Below are 21,034 nucleotides of genomic sequence, written 5' to 3' on the forward strand. Positions count from 1 at the left end.
GGCCCGAATGACGTTAGGTTTGTTCGGCATCGCGGCCGCACTGGTGGCGGTGAGTCCCGCCGCGTCGGCCGCGACGCCCGAAAGCGACGTCGTGCAAGCCCGGCAGCCCCTTGCCGGTCGCTACATAGTCGTCCTCCGGGACGGCGCGCAGGCAGCCTCGCAGGGCGGGGCCGCGTCGTTGACCCGGCGCTACGGCGGTGCGGTGGTCGACACCTACGCGCTGACTCTGAACGGTTTCTCGGTCCGAGACCTGAGCGAGCGGCAGGCCCGGCGCCTGGCCGCCGACCCGGCTGTGAAGACGGTGCACCAGGACGGCGTCGCCCGTGCCGCCGGAGAGCAGCCGAACCCGCCGTCGTGGGGGCTGGATCAGATCGACCAGCGCACGAAGGCCTTGGACAAGAAGTACGTCTATCCCAACACCGGCGAGGGTGTCACCGCCTATGTCGTCGACTCCGGCGTGGGGATCCGGCACACCGAGTTCGAGGGAAGGGCCGCCCACGGCCGCGATTTCATCGACAACGACAACGACGCGAGCGACTGCTTCTGGCACGGCTCGCATGTGGCGGGCACCATCGCGGGCAAGACCGTCGGCGTCGCCAAGAAGGCCAAGGTGGTCGCGGTCCGCTCGCTGGGCTGTGGCGGTTCCGGACCGGACTCGGCGACCGTCAGCGGACTGGAATGGGTGGCCGCCAACGGGAGCAAACCGGCCGTGGTCAACCTGAGCCTGGTTATGGACACCGTCGGTGTCGGCGACGCTCAAGTGAAAGCGTTGGTGGACAAGGGGTTCGTGGTCGCGGTGGCCGCGGGCAACAACGGCCAGGACGCCTGCACGGCCAGCCCCGGCCGCACCCCCGAAGCATTGACCGTCGGCTGGATCAACCAGGGTGGCGGCCGTAGCGGGAACTACGGGAAGTGCGTCGACCTGTTCGCCCCGGGCGGCAACATCCACTCCACCGACCACACCGGCGGCTACCGTACCGGCAGCGGTACCTCGATGGCGTCGCCACACGGGGCGGGTGCGGCGGCGCTGTACCTCGCCGCGAATCCCGGCGCGACACCACAGCAGGTACGCGACGCGCTCGTCCGCAACGCCTCACCGGGTCTGGTCACCGATCCCGGCGCGGGCTCGCCGGACGCGCTGCTCTACACCGGGTTCATCGGCGGAGGCACGCCGCCCAGGTGCGGTGCCGAGTCCAATGACGAGGACGTGGCCATCCCCGACGCCGGAGCCGCCGTGGGCAGCACCGTGACCCAGCGCAGCTGTGACGGCAAGGCTTCGGCGACACTGGCCGTCCGGGTGGACATCGACCACACCTACTCCGCGGACCTGGCGATCGACCTGGTCGGACCGAGCGGGGCCACGTGGCCCCTCAAACGAGCCGGTGGAATCGGCGACGCCGGCGGTGTGCACCAGACCTTCACCGTGGACGCCTCCGGCGAGAACGCCAACGGCACCTGGAAGCTCCAGCTGCGCGACATCCACCGCTTCGACACCGGCACCTTGACCGGCTGGTCGATCACGTTCTGATCCGGAACCGCCCATCGGACAACCCTGCGAACCGAGGAGCACGATGAGAACAGCACGTCTGATCACAGCCGTCGCCATGGCACTGGCCGTGATCACCTTGCCCGCGATCGAGACGGCGAACGCCGAGCCCTCCGCGACCGCCGCGACACCCACCGACCAGCTGCGGGCCCCGGACCTGGGGACCCGGGTGGTCAACGGACAACGGACGACCGTGCGGGAGAACCCCTACATCATCGCGGGCCTCCGAGCGGGTGGCGGCGGCCCACAGGGGCAGTCCTGCACCGCTTCCGTCGTCGGCAAACGCAAGATCATCACCGCGGCGCACTGCATGATCGACGTCGGCGGCGCGAAGAGCTACCTCTACGGTGACGACGACCTGAACACCCCAGGTGACGAAACGTTCCGCACGCCTGTCGCCTCCTACAAGGTGCACCCCCGCTACACCGGCCCGAACTCCTGGCAGACCGGCTACGACGTCGCGGTCATCACCACCGAGGCCGATCTGCCCGTGCCGGAGAACCAGTGGGCCAAGGTGGCCGGATCGGGTGATGCCGGACTGACCGCACCGGGGAAGTCGGGCACCGCCGTCGGCTACGGACGCACGTCGGCCGGTGGTGGATCCGGCACGCTGTACAAGACCACGATGCCGGTCAACGACGCGAACACCTGCCAGGTGTTCAACGTGCGGGTGAACCCCGATCTCATGGTGTGCGTCGGGTATGACGACGGGCGAACCGCGACCTGCTCCGGCGACAGCGGCGGGCCCTTCATCGTGGACGGCGTGATCGTCGGCGTCGTCTCGTGGGGCGCGAGCGGATGCGACCGCTACAGCATCATGGCCCGGCTCACGAACGAGATGGGCGACTGGGCCCGAGGTGAGATCGGCGGCACGCAGCCCGGTGACGGGAAATTCGGCGTCTCCCTCAGCCCGTCGGCGGGCAAGGTCGAGCCCGGCAAGTACATCTCGACCTCCGTCGTGACCAAGGCCGGCGACACGGGACCCGAAAAGCTCGACCTGGCCGCGACCGGACTGCCCGCCGGCGCGACGGCCACGTTCCAGCCCGGCTCGTCCCTCGATTCCGGCGACGTCGCCAAACTCACCGTGGAGACCGCGGCGAGCACTCCGAAAGGCACGCACCGGATCACCGTCACGGCGAAAGGCGCGTCCGGTACCAAATCCGCCGACTACACCTTGACCGTCGGCGAGGGTGGAACCACGGAAGGACCCAAACCGGCCGTCTCACCCGGTGCGGGAACGGTGAAATCCGGTTCGTTCGTCGACGCGACCGTCACCGTCACCGGAGGAACGGGCACCAGCACACTCACCGCGACGGGCCTGACCCTCAACCCGATGTTCCAGCCGTCCACTGTCGCACCGGGCGGTACGTCACGCATGTCCATAGCCGCGCCGTTCCAGCCCGGTACCTACAAGATCACCATCACCGCCACGGACAGCACCGGTAAGACCGGTACGGCCGAATACAGCCTCACCGTCCAGTGAGCTGACCCGGCCTTGTGGAGCCCGCGACCACCATGCGGTCACGGGCTCCACAAGGCCATATCGAGGGGTAAGTCAAAGGTGTCGTCGTGAGTGATAAATGTCGTTCTAACGCTCCTTACCACTCACGACCCAGCCCACATGAGCGTCAACCGGGCGTTCGACCACCCCGAACTGTCCCATGTGGACACTCAGGGCGTCGCCACGAAGGCTTCCTTGCGCCCCTCGATGACCGGCTTCTGAACGAACTTCTGCCGGTGATGGCAGGAAACTGCGCCTTTATGTCATTTTCGGTACTCGGCAAGAGACCGGCTCGTAGGTCACGGTGGTCTGATGAGTGAAACCACCGAAACGGGCATCGTGAGGACCGCGGTACAGGTGGACGGTGAACCGGCCAGCTACCTGACCGTGGAGCAGGACGGTCCGGCGGTTCTGCTGTTGCACGGGACGTATTGGAGCCGGGTGTGGCTTCCGGTGCTCGAGCGCGTCGCCGAGGCGGGACTGCGACCGCTCGCGGTCGATTTCCCCGGAATGGGGCGCTCCGAGGGGGAGCTCACGCTGGAAACGGCCACGGTCCCGGCTCTCGCCGACTGGGTGACGCGATTCGCGGACGCGCTGGGGATCTCCGGCCCGGTCGCCGTGGCGGGCCATGACATCGGCGGTGCCGTCGCGCAGCATCTCCTCACCGGAGGTCGGCTGGAGGTGTCCAGGCTGGTCTTGGTGAATTCGGTTCTCTACGACTCTTGGCCGGCGCCACACGTGGCCGAGCTGCTCGATCCGGAGGCCGGCGCGGCCATCACCGCCGAGGATTTCCTCACGGCCCGCCGGGAAGCCGTGGCCGCGGATCTGGCCGGTGCCGCCACCGAACAGCGGATCGCCGAATACGTGGACCCGTGGACCGAGCCGCGGGTACGCCGCTCGTGGCTGGCCATGGCGGGCGCGGCCGACAGCCGCTACACCCTGGAACTCCTTTCCCCGCTGCGACGGACCACGACGACGCCCAAGCTGCTGATCTGGGGCGAGGACGACCGGTTCGAAAAGGTGGAGTACGCGGAAAAATTCGCGGGGGAGGTTCCGCGAAGCACACTCGTGCGGATTCCGGAAGCGCGACACATCCCCACTGAGAACGCACCAGGCCGGATCGCCCGCGCACTCACCGACTTCCTCGCCGGTGATGCGCGCTGAGGACACTCAGGACCGTCCTGTCCGCCTGGTCGAGTCGTCCGGGTCGTCAGTGGATCGTGCGCCGCACCGGTCGGGATCCGGCTGGACCGCCGCCACCCCGGTCGCGGCGCGCGAGTGCTACCCGTATCGGCGCGGCAGCAAGGCTTCCCAAGCCGACGACGACGCGGTCGCGGTTTGATCACCGAGCCCCAGGCGGAAGACCCGCCTCGCGGCTCAATCCGGGAAAACCAGTTCCAGTTTCGTGAGGCCTCGCAGCACCAGGGTTTCGCGGTACTCGAAGGGATCAGGCGCCAGCACTGGAGCGCGCTCGAACAGCTTCGTGAGTGCGATCTGGCCCTCGAGCCTGGCCAGCATGGCACCGAGGCAGAAATGGATGCCCAGACTGAAAGTGAGGTGTCCCTTGGCAGACCGGGCCAAGTCGAGCCGGTCCGGGTCGGGGAAGACACTCGGATCCCGGTTCGCGGCGGCGAGCAGCAGCACGATCTGCTGGCCTGCTTCGATCTCCATGCCGGAGAGGACGACGTCCTCCAGTGCGGTGCGCAGGGTCAGCTGCACCGGCGGGTCATAGCGCAGCAGTTCCTCGACCGCGGCCGCCGGGTGAGCGTGCAGGTACGGGATCTGGTCGGGGTTGGCGAGGAGGGCACGGGTGCCATTGCCGATCAGGCTCACGACGGTCTCGTGTCCCGCGACCAGCAGGACCGAGCAGATGGACAGCAGCTCCTGGATGGTCAGGCCCTCCACCCCGGCCAGCGCGCTGAGCAGGTCGGAGGCGGGCTTGGCCCGGCGCCGTTCGGCCAAGTCGGTGAAGTAGTTCGCGAATTCTTCGCGCGCTCTCGTCCTGGCCTCGCGCTCCTCGGACGAGAGGATGACGTCCGGGTCCTGTCCGCGGGCCAGCGCGCTGGACCAGCTACGAAAGCGCGCCTGATCCTCGGCAGGTACCCCGAGGAGCTCGCTGATGATGATCACAGGCAGCGGGTATGCCAAGGCGGCGATGATGTCCACCGGGCCGCTGAGACCAGTCAGGAGCTCGTCGGTCGTCTCGGCGATACCGGGGCGAAGACGTTCGACGAAAGGGGCGGTGAACGCTCCGCTCACCAGCCGCCGTAGCCGGGTGTGGTCAGGCGGGTTCATCGTGGCGAATGATCGCTTGCTCCCACCGGTGTCCCGCCAGCTCCTATCGCCGTGACCGAACCGGGAGTCGCGCAGCACCTGCGCGCACAGCTGGTAGGAAGTCGTCACCCAGAGCCCCGCGGGCGTGCGGGCGAGCTTGTCCATCCGGCGGTACTGCCGGTACGGATCGGCGCGGAAGTCCGCGGACAACGGATCGAATCCCAAGAGATCGGACGCGGCCGAGGTCATGGCAGCACTCCTCTCACCGGGTCGCCAGGTCGACGTCGTCTCCGCCGGCTCCCAGCCCCAAGTTGCAGTAGGTCAGTGCTCCCCAGATGGTCACGGTCAGCACGCCCGTAGAGGGACGGTTGTCCACCAGCCCCTTGAACAGCTGGTCACCCACGCACACCATGCAGTCGCTGCCGACGTGGTTCTTCCCGACGTCCACGCCGGGGATCCGGCGGTGCTCGGTCATCGCGTGGAACAGGCGGACGGTCAATTCGCGCATGTCTTCGGGCACCTCCCGACCCCCGTGACGCGCGTAGACCACGCCTAAGGAGGCCAGACCCCAGACACCGTCGGTGTAGCGCCGCGGGCCCACTCCGTCGCTGCCGAGTGGGACACCCGGCAGCCGTCCCCGGATCTGCGCTGTGGCCGCGACCTCGTCCAGGATCGTCCGCTGCTCCTCAGGGCGCAGGTGTTCGGTGCGAGCGCGGCTCCACTGGGTGAGGCGGTCCACCAGTTCGGGGGTGATGTGCGGGCGGGTTTCCCGCAGCACGCCCAGCATGGCTCCCAACAGGCTGATCTCCACCACGCGGTCGCTGGTGTCTCCTCGGCCACGCCATACGGAGGTGTGAGTGGACAGCCACGATCCGACGCGCGAACGGACCTCGGTGATCTCCTGCGGCGTCATGTCGCCCGCCAGCTCGGCCAGCTCATCGACCACGTGATTCAGCCGGATGTTCAGGCGCGGGGTGTGCGCGCCCAGCGCCAGGCCGCGCATGCGGGCCTGGTGGGCCGACGGAGCGTGCGGGTTCACCCACGTGTTCACGTGCTGTGCCGAGCGGACGAGCAGATCGGTCAGTTCCAGCGGCCAGCAACGCCAAGCGGCGAACTGCCGAATCGCGTACTCCGTGGGAGCTTTGCCTCGCACAGCCCGGTCCCACCATTGATGCGGGTGTGGGCCTCGGTACGTCGTCCATACGGTGCCCGCCATGTGGTGAGCCGCCACCACCGTATGGATCCGATACAGCGCCTCGTCATTGTCGGCGTCGTCCCCCGCGGCGTCGACGGCCAAGTACACACTGGCAAGGCCCCACATGACCACGCCCTTGCACCATGCTTCTCCCAGGGCCGGCAGCTCCCACTCGTCCACACTGGCCGAACGCAGCCACTTGAAGCCCTGGTGCACCATCGCGGCACAGACCTCGCCCAGCACGCCAATCCACTCAGCTCCGCCGGGGGTGCGACACAGCCCTCGGAATGCTCCGTGCCGATACGCGCCATCAATGACCGCGAGCACCGCGAAGTCGTCGCCGAGGCCCAGGATGGTGAGCGGCGCAAGCCCGTGCACCATACGGTCCTGCTCGAAGGACAGAAAATCGCGAATACCCAGCACCCAGTCCCGCTCGCTGCCCTTGATCACCTTTCCCAGCGCCGCCATCTTCTCGCGTTTGGCCTCGACGTCCGGCTCACGGTCGATCGCCGCACATGCGTCATAAACGTCGACCATGAACGCGTCCTTCCTCGCGCCGTACAACCAGTCGGACCAGATGTAGCCATATGTCGCCGGCGCCACCCCGTTGCCTTGGCAGGAACCCGATGTGCGATCGGAGTCAAGAGCGTTCGACGTCATGAGGACTCCTCTGTGAGGTACGTGCACTGCGCGGGAATCGATTGTTTTAAAACGCTTCCTGGCTTGCCGGTTCCCGGCTTGACGTCCTAGTGATCGCGGTGGGCGACGAGTTGCGCGAGGGTCACCAGGTCCTTCACCGTTGTCAGGGCAGGTGTGACGCTTTGCAGGTCGGCGAGCGCCCCAGCGAGCGCGGCATCGGCCTGGGACTGCGCCCATTGTCGTCCACCCGCTGTCTCGACCAGCTCGGCCGCGTGGACCAGCTCGGCAGAGGACAAGGGACGGTCCAGCGCGTACAGGTCCGCCAACTGTTCGCCGGCAGCAGTGCCGGAAGCGAGGCTGAATACCACCGGAAGTGATTTTTTCCGGTTGTCCAGGTCCGACTTCGCGGGTTTGCCGGTCTTCGCCGGATCGCCCCAGATTCCCAGGATGTCATCCACGAGCTGGAAGGCCAGCCCGACTCCTTCACCGAACCGGCGCAGACATTCGACCTGTCGCGGGGTGCCATCGCCGAACAACGCCCCCAACGCGCAACAGCATCCCAGCAACGCCGCGGTCTTCCCCCGCGCCATCGCCACGCATTCGGACAGAGCGACGTCATCGCGGGTCTCGAAGTCCATGTCCGCGCACTGCCCGGCCACCAGACGCCGCACAGCCGAGCTGAGCATCACCACCCCTTGTGCGGCGCCCGGCCGCCCACTGTCCGCCAGCACCAGCGACGCTTCCACCAGCAATGCGTCGCCCGCCAAGACCGCGGCCGGAACGCCGAAAACAGCCCACGCCGACGGCCGATGACGCCGCGTCCGATCGCCGTCCATCACATCATCGTGCAGAAGTGAAAACTCGTGGACGAGCTGCACCGCGACAGCGGCGGGGACCGCGTCATCGACCGCTGCGCCACACGCCAGCGCCGAATACATCGCCAACGCCGGACGGATCATCTTGCCCTCGCCACCGGCGGCCGGCAGGCCGGTGGCGGTCAGCCAGCCGAGGTGATACCCGACCACTCTCCGAACCTCCTCGGGAAGCCGGTCGACCACCTCGCGCAATGCCGGGCCGATCACACTCTTGACGTCCGGAAGCGACTCGTTGGCCTCTCCGCCGCGACGAGCAATACCGGTCGCCGTCACATCAGCACCTCCGCACTCGCTTCAGCCCATTAACCGCCATCGCGATCGACAGCGACAGGCGACCGGACGACGGGTGCGTTGAACGTGTTGAACGCCGGCCCTTCGAACCATGACCGTGGACCGCTGCCGAGTGGAAACCTGTCGGCCGGCCGTAGGCAGTCGGGGCGATGGCCGATCCGACCGCGGATTGGCTGGTGCCACAGGCCCGGAACCAGGCGCGACCCGGTTTCTCATGTGGGACAGGGGATTTTCTGCCGGACGCGGCTACGCCCGCTCGAAGACGAGGTCGAAGTCCTTACGCCAGGTTGATCCCTGATCCTCGGACGCCTCCCAGCGACCGACGATCCGGTCGGGCCCGACGTCGGCGATGAACCGCTGGAACATGTCGGGGTCCTCCCGGCTCAGGTTCCAATGCGAGCCGTCGAAGGTCATGCCATAGACCCGGCAGACACCTCGTTCGTCGTGGTAGAGGGCAGTGTAGGCGTCGCGCGCGTCGCTGCGACCGAGAACCAAGACCATCTCACTCGTGGCCTTTCCGACATCGCCCCCCATCGTCCAGCGGAAGACCACGAACGCGTCGCCGAGCCACTCGACCGTCGCTGAGCCTGGCACCTCCTGGTCGGTCGGCTCCAGGAACCAAGCGTTTCGCAATGTCGTCTGCCATGAGCCAACCAGGACGTCCAACTGCTCCACGGCCTCGTTGCGCATCGCTTCCTCCTTGACGTCGACGCTGGGTCGGCTCCCGCTCAGCGGCGAACTCGCCGGTCAAGGATGTCCAGGAGTGGCCCAGTGAGCTACCGGCACGATAATGCCACCGCCCAAACGCTCATGCCGGGAAGCGGCCGTCATCGGGCCCCTGATCTCCGGGCGCTCAATCACCGGAAGCGGGCTGGATCCCAGCTCGGTCGTTCCGCAACCATGGACTCGGCGGAAATTGCGGCGGGAGCGGTGTCCTCGGTTGGCCGGGCACAGGAATCGGAGCGTCCGTGGTCGGCGCGCACCTGGGCTATGAGGGTGGCCGGCTCGGGCGCAGTGAGCGGCAGTTCTCTCCATTCCGAACCTTGGCGGGTGATTCGTTCAGCGCGAACGACGTACCGGAAGTCGTTGCCGACGACGGTGCGGCCGCTCTAGGAGAGGGGCCGACCGGCGCGCGGGGAGAACTGCCGGTCGCGTCGAGCCGACCGATGACCGCCTGTGCATTGCCCGGCGGGCGATTTATTCCGGTCTACCGGCAGGCCGTTTCCTTTCCTGGTGACGGCGAACAGTGCGGAGCAGGGCAGGCCATCGGACGGCTGGAACGCGGGCAGTGTGAACACGGCTGGTTCCCGTCCGCGGTCATGTGCTCGGTGAGTCGCAACGCCTCTTCGTCGCTGCGGACGACGTGTTGCCAGTCCTCCTCGGCGGAGCGATCCTGGCTCGACGAGAGGTTGATGGCTTCTGCGAGTGCGGTGTCGTCAGCGGTTGAAGGCGAGGGTGATCCAGTTCGAGAATTCGCAGGCGAGGTGCATCCGGTGCTGGGTGACCATGGTGGGCATCGTGACTCGGGGGAACTCGACGCACAGGTGGGCGTGGAAGCCGTCGGCGTGGTCGCGGAACTCGTGCCGGACGCCGCCGATGGCCAGGCCTGTGCCGGTTCGGGCGACACCGGAGGCATCGAGAGGGAAGTGCGGGTTCCGGTGGGTGATGATTTCCGCGGTGTCGGAGTAGTCGATCAGGAACCGGGTCGCGAGCGGGCTGCCACCGGTCGTCTCGATGACTTCTTGTCGTCCGTCGGGCGCGGTGTCGATCAGGAAGTGGTCCGGGTTGGCGACGATCATGCTGTGGGCGTAGTCGTCCCGTCCGGTGTCGTTGAACCAGGCGAGGAACTCCGCGGCGGTGCCGACTCCGGTGACATCGAGGTCGCAGGTGCTGGTGACGCGGCGCCCCCGCGAGAGGCGGGTGGAAGTGCGCGCGACGGCGTCGGCGCGACGGATGTCGCGGGTGAGACGGCGACGGATCTCATCCGGTTCGAGGTCGAGTTTGGCGTCGGCGAAGGCCATGCGTGCGCGGTCGAGGTCGCCGGACGGGACCGGCAGTCCGATCTTCGCGGCGGCCTTGCGCAGCCGCTTCGCCTCCCACCCCCGCACGTCCTCGCCGGTGACGGGACGCCCGGCCAGAACGGCCTTGATCGTGGGTTCGCTACTGGGCATCTGTGCCTCCGGACGGCTTCGGGTCGAGCGACAACTGTTCAGCGATACTGTTTAATGTGACTGAACATAGCTGTCAAGAGAGGCACGCCACAGGACACTCGACCGGGGAGCGGTGGTCAGTGCTGGTTTCGGGCTCGGCGGTAGTGTTCAGTGATAGCGAACCGAGGTGTAAGGGGGCGTGATGGAGGACAGGATCGGGCCCGCGCTGCGGAAGGCCCGGGAAGAGCGCAAGCTGGGGCTGCGGAAGGTGGCGGCCGCGGCGGGGATCTCGGCGAGCTTGCTCTCGCAGGTCGAGACCGGCCGATCCCAGCCCTCGGTGAGCACGCTGTACGCGCTGGTCAGCCACCTCGGCATCTCGCTCGACGAACTTCTCGGCATCAGCGTGGGGCAGGCCGAGCCTGTGGCGGGGGAGCCGGCGGAGCGGCCGGTTCCACGGGTGCCGTCCGGGGTCGTGCAGCGCGCCGCCGACAATCCGGTGCTGGAGATGGCCAACGGTGTCCGCTGGGAGCGGCTTGCCGTCGGCGGCCAGGCCGATGTCGACGCCCTGCTGGTCACCTATCAGCCGGGGGCCGCCAGTTCGGCCGACCGGAAACTGATGCGCCACAGTGGAACCGAGTACGCCTACCTGCTCTCGGGCGAGCTGACCCTGCTGCTCGACTTCGACCGGCACGTGCTCGTCGCGGGTGACTCGCTGTGCTTCGACTCCACCCGCCCGCATCTGTATCTCAACCACGGATCCGAACCCGCGCGCGGCGTGTGGTTCGTGTCCGGCAGGCGAGATCTCGACCATACCCGTGAGTGGGTGGAATCCCAGGTCGGCGGCTTTTCCGGTGGTGCCTCCTCGCGGCCTTCGAACGTCGTCGAGGCCCTTGCTTTGCTGGGACCCAGCGTGTCGGTAAGCCCCGCCGAAACCGAGTGAAACCCGGGCGCTGACGCTCATCTCGTCCGCTGTCACTTGACGATCGCGCTCAAGTGTTCAATATTAGTGAACACTTGAGCAAGCAAGGCGACGGAGAGGAGATGCCGTGCTGATCGGATTCGCCGGGCTCGGACGGATGGGCCTGCCGATGGCCGGCCGGCTGGCACAGGCGGGACATCGGGTCCTGGCCCATGATCCCGGCCTCGGCAGCTTCCCGGAGGGCATCACGGCGATCGCCTCGGCGTCCGGACTCGCCGAGGCCGAACTGTCCATCAGCATGCTGCCGGACGGCGCGGCGACGCGGGAGCTGGTCCTGGCCGGGCTGGCCGGTGCCGGGCGAAACCATCTGCACATGGTCATGGGCACCGTCGGTCCCGCACTGGTGAAGGAACTGGCCGCCGCCGGGCCGGTGGACGTCATCGACGCGCCGGTGTCCGGGAGCGTGTCGATGGCCGAGGCCGCCACGCTCACCACGATGGTCGGCGCCACGGCGGAGCAGTTCGAACGGGTGCGGCCGGTTCTCGCGGTGATGACGGCGGCGCAGTTCCACACCGGCCCCACCGGGTCCGGGTCCGCGGCGAAGCTGGCGGTCAACGCCGTGCTCGCCACCCTCAGCCAGGGTGTGGCCGAAGGCCTGCTCATCGCCGAGGCGGGCGAGTTGGACCTCAAGATCTTCTACGACGTTCTGCGCGCGAGCGCGGCAGGCGCGCCCTATGTCGGCTATAAGGAGGCGGCGTTCCTGACCCCGGCCTCCGCCGGGGTCGCGGCCCCGATCTCGTTGATCCGCAAGGACCTCGGACTCGCTCTCGAACTCGCTGCCGGACTCGACCTGCCAGGTGCGGAAGCCGCCTACGCCGTGCTGAACGAGGCGACGGTGACAGGACACGGCGATGAAGACATGGCCCAGGTGCTCGCGGCCCTGCGGCTGCGCAACCGGCCGCTGACCAAGGAGGAAGCACTCTCATGACCAGCGGCGTCACCACGGCCGACATCGAATCGACCATCCGCTCCCTGGAGGAGGCCCGGTACGCGGCGGTGATCGCGGGTGACGCGGACGCTTTCGCCGCGCACGCCCACCCCGATCTCGCCTACACCCACTCGAACGCGGTCACCGACACGCTGGAGTCCTATGTGGACAAACTTCGGTCGGGCTTCTACGTCTATCACCGCATCGACCATCCCGTCGACCGGATCCTGGTGTCCGGGGACACCGCGGTCGTGGTGGGGGAGATGCTCGCCGACATCACCGCGGGCGGGACCCGGAAAACGCTGGCGAACAAGGCCCTGGCCGTCTGGGTACGCGAGGACGGCCGCTGGCTGCTACTGGCCTACCAGCCCACAGTCCTGCCGGAGCCGGTGTGATGAGCGCGTTCACCTACGACGTGTTGCCCGGCCGGGTGGTGTTCGGGCCCGGCGTCGCGCGCACCAGGCTTCGGGTCGAGGCCGACGCGTTCGATGCCCGGCGGATCCTGCTCATCGCGGCCGAGTCCGAGGCCGATCTGGCCCGCGACTTGTGTGCCCCGTTCGCCGACCGGATCGCGGTCACGTTCTCCGAAGTCCGGCCGCACGTTCCGATCGAGGTCGCCGAACGGGCCCGTGAGGCCGCGGCGGGAGCCGATCTCATGCTGTGCGTGGGCGGCGGATCGACGACAGGGACGGCGAAAGCCGTCGCGCTCACCACCGGGCTGCCGATCATCGCCGTCCCCACCACCTACGCCGGTTCCGAGGTCACCCCGGTGTGGGGACTGACCGAGAAGAGCCGCAAGACCACCGGCACCGACCCGCGGGTGCTCCCGCGAACGGTCGTCTACGACCCCGAGCTCACCCGGACGCTCCCCGTCGAGCTGTCTGTCGCGAGTGGACTCAACGCGATGGCCCACTGCGTCGAGGCGTTCTGGGCACCGCGGCGCAACCCCGTCTCGAGCGCCGTCGCCGAGGACGGGATCCGGCACCTCGCCGCCGGGCTGCCGTCGGTCGCCGCCGACGGGGCCGACAGCGAGGCCCGCGGCGAACTCCTCCTCGGCGCCTACCTCGCCGGATCCGCGTTCGCCGCGGCGGGATCCGGGCTGCACCACAAGATCTGCCACGTGCTGGGCGGGGCGTTCGACCTGCCGCACGCGCGGACTCACGCGATCGTGCTCCCGCACGTGCTGGCGTTCAACGCTCCGTACGCGCCCGAAGCCGTGTCTCGTATCGCGTCCGCCCTCGATTCGCCCGAACCGGCCCAAGGGTTACGGCGACTCGGCGAGAAGCTCGGTGTTCCCGCCGGTTTGCGGGATCTCGGCCTGCGCGAGAACGACACGGAGACGGTGCTGGACGACATCCTCGCGCTCGCGCCCGCCGACAATCCGCGCCCGGTCACCGCCGAGGGCATCAGCAGGCTTCTGCGTGCGGCGTGGGCAGGAACCGATACCGCGAAGGAGACGACATGAACCCCGCCGACCGCGAACAAGCGGTAACCGACGAGGTCGTGGCCAGCTTCGCCGGAACCACCGACACACGGCTGCGGGAGGTCATGCAGAGCCTGGTCCGGCATCTGCACGCCTTCGCCAGAGACGTCCGCCTGAGTGAACAGGAGTGGGAGGCGGCGATCGGGTTCCTCACCCGCGCCGGGCACATCACCGACGAGCGACGCCAGGAGTTCATCCTCCTGTCCGACGTCCTCGGGCTGTCCATGCTGACCGTCGCCATCAACGAGCCGAAGGTGGACGGGGCGACCGAGGCGACGGTGTTCGGTCCGTTCTTCGTCGACGACTCACCGGAAATCCCGCTCGGCGGCGACATCGCGCGCGGCGCCGCCGGAACACCCTGTTTTGTCTCCGGGCAGGTCCGCGGCACCGACGGTACCGCGATCCCGGGCGCGCGGGTGGACGTCTGGGAGGCCGACGAGGACGGCTTCTACGACGTCCAGTACACCGACGACCGCTCAGCCGGCCGCGGATGGCTGCGAACCGGAGAGGAGGGCGAATACCGGTTCTGGTCGGTCTTGCCCGCTCCCTACCCGATTCCGCACGACGGCCCCGTCGGCGATCTCCTCACGGCCGCGGGCCGGGGGCCGATGCGGCCCGCACACCTGCACTTCAAGGTCACCGCGGCGGGCTACCGGACCCTGATCACCCACATCTTCCTCGCCGGCGACCCGTACCTGGAAAGCGACGCCGTGTTCGGCGTCAAGGAAGGTCTCGTTGTGGAGAGCGGGAAACACCACGGTGGCACCGCTCCCGACGGCTCCCGGCCCGAAGGTGAATGGGCGAGCCTGACCTTCGATCTCGTGCTCGTCACCGAGCCGGCCTGACCTGGCTCTTCCGTCCGGCGGCCCCTTCGCGGTGGCCGTCCGGTTCCCCCTGCTCGGAAAACCTCAATGTGGAGGTGCAAGATGCGAAGTACCCGGTGGATCGTGTTGGGCGGGTGTTTCCTCGCGTATCTGTTCGACGCGCTGGAGATCGTCCTGCTGTCCTTGTCGCTCCCGGCGATCCGGCACGACATGGGCCTGACGGCGACCCAAGCGGGCCTCCTCGCGACCGCGACGTTGCTGGGCATCGGAGTCAGCAGCGTCGCGGGTGGCTACGTGGCGGACAACTTCGGCCGGAAGAAGGCCCTGATCGCCTCGTTGGTGATCTTCGGGGTGTTCACCGCGGCCCTGGCCGTCGTCCCGAACTTCACCGTGTTCTTGATCCTGCGGTTCCTCGCCGGAATCGGGCTCGGCGCGGTGTGGAGCGTCGTGTCCGCCTACGTGGTCGAGACCTGGCCGCCGCGGCATCGCGGGCGCGCCGCCGCCTTCGTGATCAGTGCCTTCCCGGCCGGAGGCGCGCTCGCGGCCGTCGTGTCCGGGTATTTCCTGCCGGATTGGCGCCTGATGTTCCTCGTCGCCGGCACCGCGGTCGTCATACCCGTGCTCGTCGTCCTCGTCTTTTTCCGCGAATCGGCCGACTGGATCGCGCACAAGGTCCAGCGCACCGAGCACGCCGTCACCGTTCGGAACGTCCTGAGCGGATCGCTGCGCCGGACCACCCTGCTCGGCACCCTCATGGCCGCCCTGGCGCTCACCGGCTACTGGGGTGCCACGACCTGGTTGCCGACCTACCTCACCGCTGAACGCGGCCTCCCCGCAGGCGACGTCGCGTTGTTCGTGACCATCCTGAACGTGGGAATGTTCCTGGGCTACAACGGATTCGGGTTCCTCGCGGACCGGATCGGCCGTCGGCGGACGATCGTCCTGACCCTCCTAGGGGTCGCGCTCAGCCTGCCCGTCTACGCCTTCACCACCGACCAGACCGCCCTGCTGTGGCTCGGCCCGTTGTTCGGTGCCTTCACCGCCTTCTTCGGCATCTTCGGCTCCTACCTCGGAGAACTGTTTCCCACCAAGGCTCGGGCTACGGGCGCGGGCTTTTGCTTCAACGTCGGCCGCGGCGTCTCCGCCTTCGCTCCCTTCGGCCTGGCGGGGATCGCCGGTGCGGTCGGCTTCAGCGCAGGCCTTCTGGTCTGCGCCGGGTTCTTCGGCCTCGCCGCCCTGTCGACCTTGCTGCTGCCGCGCACCGGAGTCCACGAAGCGGATACCGCCACCGACCGGCGGGAAGTCGAGGCCGGCGCATGAGCACCCACCATGAAGGCCGCCTTCCATCACGGCCCTCGCGACATCCGGATCGAACAGGTCCCAGTGCCCGGAACCCCGTGCGGACGAGGTGCTCGTGGCGGTCCGGCGCAGCGGGATCCGCGGCACCCTGCCGGCGGCCATCTCGGTCCGATGATCCCCGGCCACGAGGTCGTCGACGGCCGACGCGCTGCTGGGTCAGTTCCGGACCGACGGTGCCTGCATCGCGGACAGGCATGGGATGTGGGACGTGACGCTCGACCCGCTGCCGGGCGGTCGCCGGCGGCGCGGATGGTGACCGGAGGCGCCGAGTCTTCTTTCGGATTCAGGTTCGGCTCACCGCTATCGAAGCCGGTCTGAGGACGACGCCTGCGTGAATCAGGTGAGTAGGACCATGCTGGTTCCGGTCCAGCGGATCAGGCATACATTGAGCCTTTTCCCACCTCACTCTGAACAGGTTGGGAGGAGTGCTCATGGCGTTCCGGGACGATGCTCTGAGCGGAGCAGACCGTAGACGAGCACATCGACATACTCGCCGTGCTGGAAGGACCTGCCGTGCATGACCCCTTCCCGGCGGAAGCCCAGGCGTTCGAGGGCTTTCTGCTCGCCGAGGTTACCGCCATTGGTGAGGGCTTCGATTCTGTTCGCCGTCGTGCGGCCGAACAGGTAGTCCACGAGCAGCCTCTGCGCCACCGTGCCCACCCCCTGTCCACGATGCTCGGGTAGCACCCCCACGCCGATCTCGTAGGTGACACCCAAAGGGAAGCCGCGGGGCTTCCAGGTGACGATGCCGATAACCGTGTCGTCGGCCCGCGCGATCGCAACCGCCGCGGACTCGGCGGAGATGTACCCGTCGATCTCCCATCGCTTGCGGCGTGCCCTCGGATCACCGAATCCGGGCCACTCGAACTCGCCGAGCGCATCCGGATCCGTGCAGAGGCGGTCGAGAAAGGCGAGGTCGGCCTCGGTGAACGCCCTCAAGTGGACTTCGTCCGGGCGGTTCGCTGGAGTCATGAAGGCCAGTATCGCCCCCTGAACATCACCCGTCAGGCTGTGCGCACTTCCCAACCTTGTCGCGAGAGGCTGGAGTTTGTCGGTCCCAGGTGCTGAATGCGGCGAAGCTCCTGATAGAGGAGGTCACGACCAAGATCACTCGCTCGACCAGGAGCTTCGCCATGCTTGTCTGCCCACCCGCGATAGACCTGTCCAGTTCGCATTCGGACAACGCGAAATCCGTCAACGGCAGGGGCGCTCAGGCTACTCTCGAACGCCGTTGTGGAAACCCCTTCCCACGGTGCAGGAGGGTGAAACATGTCCGGTCGGCCGGCGGGCCGATCGGGCTTGGTGAGCACCGGGGTTCAGTGCGGTTTCGCGGAAGGAGGGCGGGGTATCCGGGCCCATGACCGAATACCGGCACACCGCCACCATCGAGATGCCCGCCGCGGACTTGTTCGCCTATTTGCGAGAGCCGCGGAACCTGCCTCACTACTTTCCCCAGATGAGTCGCGCCGAGCCTGAGGGCGGCGAGGCCGTGCACGTCGAAGCCGACGTCGACGGTGAGCATGTGGAAGGCGAGGCGTGGCTGAAGGTCGACGAGGCCAACCGTTCATTGCGGTGGGGCTCCCAAGGGCCGCATGACTATCAGGGGGAATTGTCGATCGAGGACGCCGGTCCCGCGGCGTCTCGCCTCACTGTGGCGCTGCACAGTGTCCGGGACGCGGATGACGAGACAGTGCAGCGTGGGCTCGAGGAGACCGTTGCCGCGCTGGCGCACACCGTGACCGCGGATGCCGATGTGGATGCCGCCGAAAAAGAAGGGGGCTGGGCTGGGCACCGGGAGTCTTGACGACTTCCCGATGCTCCTCACGAAGCGTTGTCTTCGATCAGTAGGAGTGGAGGGTCCATCGTTGGCGTTCCGGAGGTTTCGACGATTTTCGCCGAATGCGCGCCGCACAGGACGACCGTGAACTTCCACTGCTGTGTCGTCCCGTCGTGGTACTGATCTGGACCATCGAATCGCCGTTGCGCAGTTCGCCGTCCGCGGGGCGAGGCGCTTCCCCGAGTGGCGGTTCTTCAGGGCGTAGACGTTGGTGCCGGAATGAGGCCCCTGGCCGGCCACGACTCGCGGCCGGCGAACCACCCGAGGGCTCTGAGTCGGGAGGCGGGGGTGTACCGCACCGACTGTTGGGGCATGCTGACGGCGTGTCTTCTGCGGATGGGGAACGCGCGGACGTGGTGTCACGTCGCCGGCGCGGTTGGGTGGTCGTGTACTTCGTGGGGCTTGCGGCTCTGTGCTATTTGGGCACGGTCGGGATTCACCACATGCTCGGCCGCACGGACATCTGGGTTCACGGGCTCGCCGGACTGGGGCCGGTCATCGGCGTGATCGCCGTCGAGTGGTGGAAGCGACGACGTCGGCGTCGTCAAGCGGCTGGTCATGATCATGCCGCGCCCCGTGTCGACCGTGACATCGCCGGTTAGCTTCGCATACCGGAAGGGGTGGCTCTCCGCTCCAGCGGGGATCGCGCATGGCGTGCAGTACCGCCTGCGGGAGCCAATGGCACTTCGGAGGTCGGCGGAATTGTCGGTCGTCCTCGCTAGCGTGTGCGCGTTGTCGAGCCTTGGGGGTTTGAGGTGGAGGAGCACACGGAAGTACCGGCGGGGCTGGCGGACGCGCTCGCGTCGGTGGTCGCCGACCTGATCCCGACGCTGCGCGGGCGGATCCCGCACGGTCCCGCGGCGGCGCTCGGAAGGCTGGGCGCTCCGGATGCGAAGCCCGGCGTTTTCGGCCTCCAGGCGGGACGTCCGGTTGCGAGGCGAGGGGAATCGGCGGCGTTGAGCGGGCTGCGTTCGCTCGGTGATCCCGTCTCCGAGCGGTTGCTCGGCGCGCTGGAACTGACCTTGGACGCGTTGGCCGTCTCCATCCCGCACGAGGTCGAAGTGGCGGTGCCGGGTCCGGACGCGACGCCGCAGGCCTTCGGCTTCGGCATGATCGGCGGGCCGAGCGCCGAGACCGTCACCGCGGTGCGCCTGCTCGATCAGCTGCGGCCTGGGGTCTCCGCGCTGATCGTGGCACTGGTCGAGGAATTGGCAGGGCACGAGGCCTTGGTTTCACTGCTGGAGCCCCCGTCGGAGCTCACCGGCGAGGAGGAACTGGCGGCGGCGCACGGAGCGGCGCATCTCGCACTGGCCGTCGCGGTCGCCGCGCCGGTGCTGCGGAGGGCAGGCGCTCCGCTCCTCGCTGGGACGTCCGCCGCCGTCGTCGGCGTCGCACTGGGCGCTGTTTCGGCTTTGTTGAGCGCAAGTCCGATGCCTCCGGCTTATGCGGCAGCGCTGCTGGCGAAACGCCGGGCCGAATACGTGCTGCCGGTGTCGGCGTCGGGTTCGGCCGAGGTGCGCGGGCATCGGTTCACTCTCGCCGAGCGCTCTGTCCTCGGCGAGGCCGACTTCAGCGGAAACGGACTGGCCGTCGCCATCCCCGGCGGGGTCGCCGTCCGGACCGGGCAGGGGGAGGGCCAAGTGCCCGTGTCGATACGAATCCTCGAAGGAGCGCCGGACGAAGTCGAACTCGACTGGTGGGACGAGGTCGTCGAGTTCTCCTGGCGAGCGGAGCGGGGCGACGCCACGTTGAGCGAAAGCGCCTCGCGGCACCTGAGAACACCGCCGTGGCCGGGCGATTTCCGGGTGCGGGTGCACGCGATCGGCCGAGATGGCGAGGAGCGCGAGCGCTATGAGCTCATGCTGTGGCAGGGACCGCCGGGCCCGGACATCGTGCACAAACGCGGTGACAGGCTCGGCTCTATCGTCCGCGGTGAACCTGTGCCCGACATCGTGGCGCCCCCGGAAGCCGCCTATCGGTGGATTCGCGGCAGCCTGATCGGTGAAGCGGCGACGGTGACGGTGGTCGGGGACGCCTCACCCGCCGAGGTGCTCCGCGCCTTCGGTGCGGACCCGGCCGAACCGGAGTCCGCACAGGAGTTGGCGTCGGCATTCGACCTTGACCCCTGGGTGACCGTGCTTCCGGTCGAGGGCGGGGTTCTTGCCGCCGAGTTCAACGGTTTCCAGGGTTCGCTCCGGCCGGTGCTGGTGTCGTTGTCACGGGAGGGGAGGACGGCCGGCCTGTTCTGGAACGTCAACGCCGTCACCCGGCTGTCCTTCGCCGACAACGGGACCGTCCTCGCGTCGTCCGAACTCGGACACGCGGAGGACATCACCGACCCTGAGGTGAACCGGGCGTTGGCCGGCCTCGACTTCGGCAGTTATCGCGACAGGCTGGAAAAAGGCATGCTCGCCGTCGAGCGGTACACCGGATACCGGCTGCGGAAGGAGGACCTTGATCGGATGGTGGAGGAGGACGTCGCCTATCGCATCCTGCCGCACCTGCCCGAGCTGTACCCCGAGGCGCGTGATCCCGACGGTTCGCGCGCGTTCCCCGGTCATGGACCTCTCGGCGCGGACACCGATCGGCTGGCCTTCGTACCCGAGGAGACATTGCGGGAGCTGGCCTGGCAGGCCGCGTCGGCCGTAACCGAGCATGCCGGTGTCGCCGGAGACCCTGTCATCGCGGCCGTACTCACGGAGCGCCGGTTCGGCCCGGAGGCAGAACTCGCGGCCAGGCGATCGCAGTTACAGGACCATCGAGAGCACGCGTGGTTGTGGCAGGCACTGCACAACGCGACCAATCCGGACCCGCTGGCCGCCGCGATCGGCTCGCTGTCGGCGGCGCGATACGCGGCCGGCCCGAGGGGGGAGGACCTGCTGGAACACGCGCGGCGAATAGCTCGAGAGTCGCCGCCGCCGATCTGACGGGTCCGAGCATCGCGAACCTCTGTTACTGCGCACTCGCGGCACTCCGGCGACTGCGTATCGATCGCCGGATCCGTGGACGGCGGGCTGGTCAGGGCCGCGCCACACGGGTGTGGTGGTGGTCGCCTGGTCTCCCGGCGCAGGCCACGACCACACGAAGCCGCTGAAGGCTCGGTGCTTTCATGCGAATGAAAGGCGTGTGAAAGCCGCGTTCCTAACCTTTCTC

18 protein-coding genes are annotated in these 21,034 nt (G+C 68.1%); 12 read left to right on the forward strand and 6 right to left on the reverse strand.

Annotated features, from left to right (window positions below; all coding sequences use genetic code 11):
- Positions 1-7: 7 nt before the first annotated feature.
- The 3 genes from BLW75_RS01175 to BLW75_RS01185 all read left to right on the forward strand — a co-directional run bounded on the left by BLW75_RS01175 (position 8) and on the right by BLW75_RS01185 (position 4,211).
- Positions 8-1,528, forward strand: a complete 1,521-nt coding sequence (locus tag BLW75_RS01175) for a S8 family serine peptidase (protein WP_034307962.1) — start codon at positions 8-10, stop codon at positions 1,526-1,528.
- A gap of 43 nt (positions 1,529-1,571) precedes the next feature.
- Complete coding sequence (locus BLW75_RS01180; protein WP_034307961.1) at positions 1,572-3,029, forward strand: trypsin-like serine protease; 1,458 nt, start codon at positions 1,572-1,574, stop codon at positions 3,027-3,029.
- 330 nt (positions 3,030-3,359) lie between these two features.
- A complete protein-coding gene (locus BLW75_RS01185; RefSeq protein ID WP_034307960.1) occupies positions 3,360-4,211 on the forward strand; it encodes an alpha/beta fold hydrolase in 852 nt (283 codons plus the stop codon).
- Positions 4,212-4,424: 213 nt separating this feature from the next.
- On the opposite strand, the gene BLW75_RS01195 is transcribed toward BLW75_RS01185, so the two are convergent.
- The 5 genes from BLW75_RS01195 to BLW75_RS01215 all read right to left on the reverse strand — a co-directional run bounded on the left by BLW75_RS01195 (position 4,425) and on the right by BLW75_RS01215 (position 10,492).
- Positions 4,425-5,570: a cytochrome P450 gene (locus BLW75_RS01195; protein WP_034307957.1), complete on the reverse strand. Its 1,146-nt coding sequence runs from the start codon at positions 5,568-5,570 to the stop codon at positions 4,425-4,427.
- A gap of 13 nt (positions 5,571-5,583) precedes the next feature.
- Positions 5,584-7,176 carry a hypothetical protein gene (locus BLW75_RS01200; protein ID WP_034307956.1) on the reverse strand — a complete coding sequence of 531 codons (1,593 nt, stop codon included), beginning with the start codon at positions 7,174-7,176 and terminating at the stop codon, positions 5,584-5,586.
- Positions 7,177-7,262: 86 nt separating this feature from the next.
- On the reverse strand, positions 7,263-8,303 hold the full coding sequence (locus BLW75_RS01205; RefSeq protein ID WP_034307955.1) for a polyprenyl synthetase family protein: 1,041 nt from the start codon (positions 8,301-8,303) through the stop codon (positions 7,263-7,265).
- A gap of 264 nt (positions 8,304-8,567) precedes the next feature.
- Positions 8,568-9,011: a hypothetical protein gene (locus BLW75_RS01210; protein ID WP_091596462.1), complete on the reverse strand. Its 444-nt coding sequence runs from the start codon at positions 9,009-9,011 to the stop codon at positions 8,568-8,570.
- 746 nt (positions 9,012-9,757) lie between these two features.
- Positions 9,758-10,492, reverse strand: a complete 735-nt coding sequence (locus tag BLW75_RS01215) for a hypothetical protein (protein WP_034307952.1) — start codon at positions 10,490-10,492, stop codon at positions 9,758-9,760.
- A gap of 181 nt (positions 10,493-10,673) precedes the next feature.
- Between BLW75_RS01215 and BLW75_RS01220 the strand changes: the two genes are divergently transcribed.
- From BLW75_RS01220 to BLW75_RS01245, 6 genes are all read left to right on the forward strand, one after another.
- Entirely contained in the window at positions 10,674-11,411 is a 738-nt protein-coding gene (locus tag BLW75_RS01220) for a helix-turn-helix domain-containing protein (protein WP_091596465.1), read from the forward strand.
- 106 nt (positions 11,412-11,517) lie between these two features.
- Positions 11,518-12,378: an NAD(P)-dependent oxidoreductase gene (locus BLW75_RS01225; RefSeq protein ID WP_034307947.1), complete on the forward strand. Its 861-nt coding sequence runs from the start codon at positions 11,518-11,520 to the stop codon at positions 12,376-12,378.
- A complete protein-coding gene (locus tag BLW75_RS01230; protein ID WP_034307945.1) occupies positions 12,375-12,773 on the forward strand; it encodes a nuclear transport factor 2 family protein in 399 nt (132 codons plus the stop codon). Before BLW75_RS01225 ends, BLW75_RS01230 begins: the two co-directional genes overlap by 4 nt.
- Positions 12,773-13,843, forward strand: a complete 1,071-nt coding sequence (locus BLW75_RS01235) for a maleylacetate reductase (RefSeq protein WP_034307943.1) — start codon at positions 12,773-12,775, stop codon at positions 13,841-13,843. The genes BLW75_RS01230 and BLW75_RS01235 overlap by 1 nt, the downstream gene beginning before the upstream one ends.
- The gene (locus BLW75_RS01240; RefSeq protein WP_034307940.1) at positions 13,840-14,706 is read left to right on the forward strand and encodes an intradiol ring-cleavage dioxygenase; all 867 of its coding nucleotides are present in this window, start codon (positions 13,840-13,842) and stop codon (positions 14,704-14,706) included. The genes BLW75_RS01235 and BLW75_RS01240 overlap by 4 nt, the downstream gene beginning before the upstream one ends.
- Positions 14,707-14,787: 81 nt before the next feature.
- On the forward strand, positions 14,788-16,005 hold the full coding sequence (locus BLW75_RS01245; RefSeq protein WP_034307938.1) for an MFS transporter: 1,218 nt from the start codon (positions 14,788-14,790) through the stop codon (positions 16,003-16,005).
- 468 nt (positions 16,006-16,473) lie between these two features.
- On the opposite strand, the gene BLW75_RS01250 is transcribed toward BLW75_RS01245, so the two are convergent.
- On the reverse strand, positions 16,474-16,983 hold the full coding sequence (locus BLW75_RS01250; protein ID WP_091596468.1) for a GNAT family N-acetyltransferase: 510 nt from the start codon (positions 16,981-16,983) through the stop codon (positions 16,474-16,476).
- Between the two features lie 418 nt (positions 16,984-17,401).
- Here BLW75_RS01250 and BLW75_RS01255 point away from each other — a divergent pair, with 418 nt between their 5' ends.
- The 3 genes from BLW75_RS01255 to BLW75_RS01260 all read left to right on the forward strand — a co-directional run bounded on the left by BLW75_RS01255 (position 17,402) and on the right by BLW75_RS01260 (position 20,808).
- Positions 17,402-17,848, forward strand: coding sequence for an SRPBCC family protein (locus BLW75_RS01255; protein ID WP_034307931.1), 447 nt, complete (start codon positions 17,402-17,404; stop codon positions 17,846-17,848).
- Between the two features lie 356 nt (positions 17,849-18,204).
- Positions 18,205-18,483: a hypothetical protein gene (locus tag BLW75_RS42085; RefSeq protein WP_143055280.1), complete on the forward strand. Its 279-nt coding sequence runs from the start codon at positions 18,205-18,207 to the stop codon at positions 18,481-18,483.
- Between the two features lie 153 nt (positions 18,484-18,636).
- The gene (locus BLW75_RS01260; protein ID WP_091596471.1) at positions 18,637-20,808 is read left to right on the forward strand and encodes a DUF6461 domain-containing protein; all 2,172 of its coding nucleotides are present in this window, start codon (positions 18,637-18,639) and stop codon (positions 20,806-20,808) included.
- Positions 20,809-21,034 lie beyond the last annotated feature (226 nt).

Origin of the sequence: Amycolatopsis lurida (assembly GCF_900105055.1) — a bacterium.
Classification (GTDB): Bacteria; Actinomycetota; Actinomycetes; order Mycobacteriales; family Pseudonocardiaceae; genus Amycolatopsis; species Amycolatopsis lurida.

Bases quoted from the DNA above. Each gene is read 5' to 3' on its own strand.
- BLW75_RS01210 (WP_091596462.1), bottom strand. From the start codon at position 9,011: ATGCGCAACGAGGCCGTGGAGCAGTTGGACGTCCTGGTTGGCTCATGG.
- BLW75_RS01195 (WP_034307957.1), bottom strand. From the start codon at position 5,570: ATGACCTCGGCCGCGTCCGATCTCTTGGGATTCGATCCGTTGTCCGCG.
- BLW75_RS01235 (WP_034307943.1), top strand. From the start codon at position 12,773: ATGAGCGCGTTCACCTACGACGTGTTGCCCGGCCGGGTGGTGTTCGGG.
- BLW75_RS01200 (WP_034307956.1), bottom strand. From the start codon at position 7,176: ATGACGTCGAACGCTCTTGACTCCGATCGCACATCGGGTTCCTGCCAA.
- BLW75_RS01180 (WP_034307961.1), top strand. From the start codon at position 1,572: ATGAGAACAGCACGTCTGATCACAGCCGTCGCCATGGCACTGGCCGTG.
- BLW75_RS01215 (WP_034307952.1), bottom strand. From the start codon at position 10,492: ATGCCCAGTAGCGAACCCACGATCAAGGCCGTTCTGGCCGGGCGTCCC.
- BLW75_RS01185 (WP_034307960.1), top strand. From the start codon at position 3,360: ATGAGTGAAACCACCGAAACGGGCATCGTGAGGACCGCGGTACAGGTG.
- BLW75_RS01255 (WP_034307931.1), top strand. From the start codon at position 17,402: ATGACCGAATACCGGCACACCGCCACCATCGAGATGCCCGCCGCGGAC.
- BLW75_RS01240 (WP_034307940.1), top strand. From the start codon at position 13,840: ATGAACCCCGCCGACCGCGAACAAGCGGTAACCGACGAGGTCGTGGCC.
- BLW75_RS01230 (WP_034307945.1), top strand. From the start codon at position 12,375: ATGACCAGCGGCGTCACCACGGCCGACATCGAATCGACCATCCGCTCC.
- BLW75_RS01220 (WP_091596465.1), top strand. From the start codon at position 10,674: ATGGAGGACAGGATCGGGCCCGCGCTGCGGAAGGCCCGGGAAGAGCGC.
- BLW75_RS01175 (WP_034307962.1), top strand. From the start codon at position 8: ATGACGTTAGGTTTGTTCGGCATCGCGGCCGCACTGGTGGCGGTGAGT.
- BLW75_RS01245 (WP_034307938.1), top strand. From the start codon at position 14,788: ATGCGAAGTACCCGGTGGATCGTGTTGGGCGGGTGTTTCCTCGCGTAT.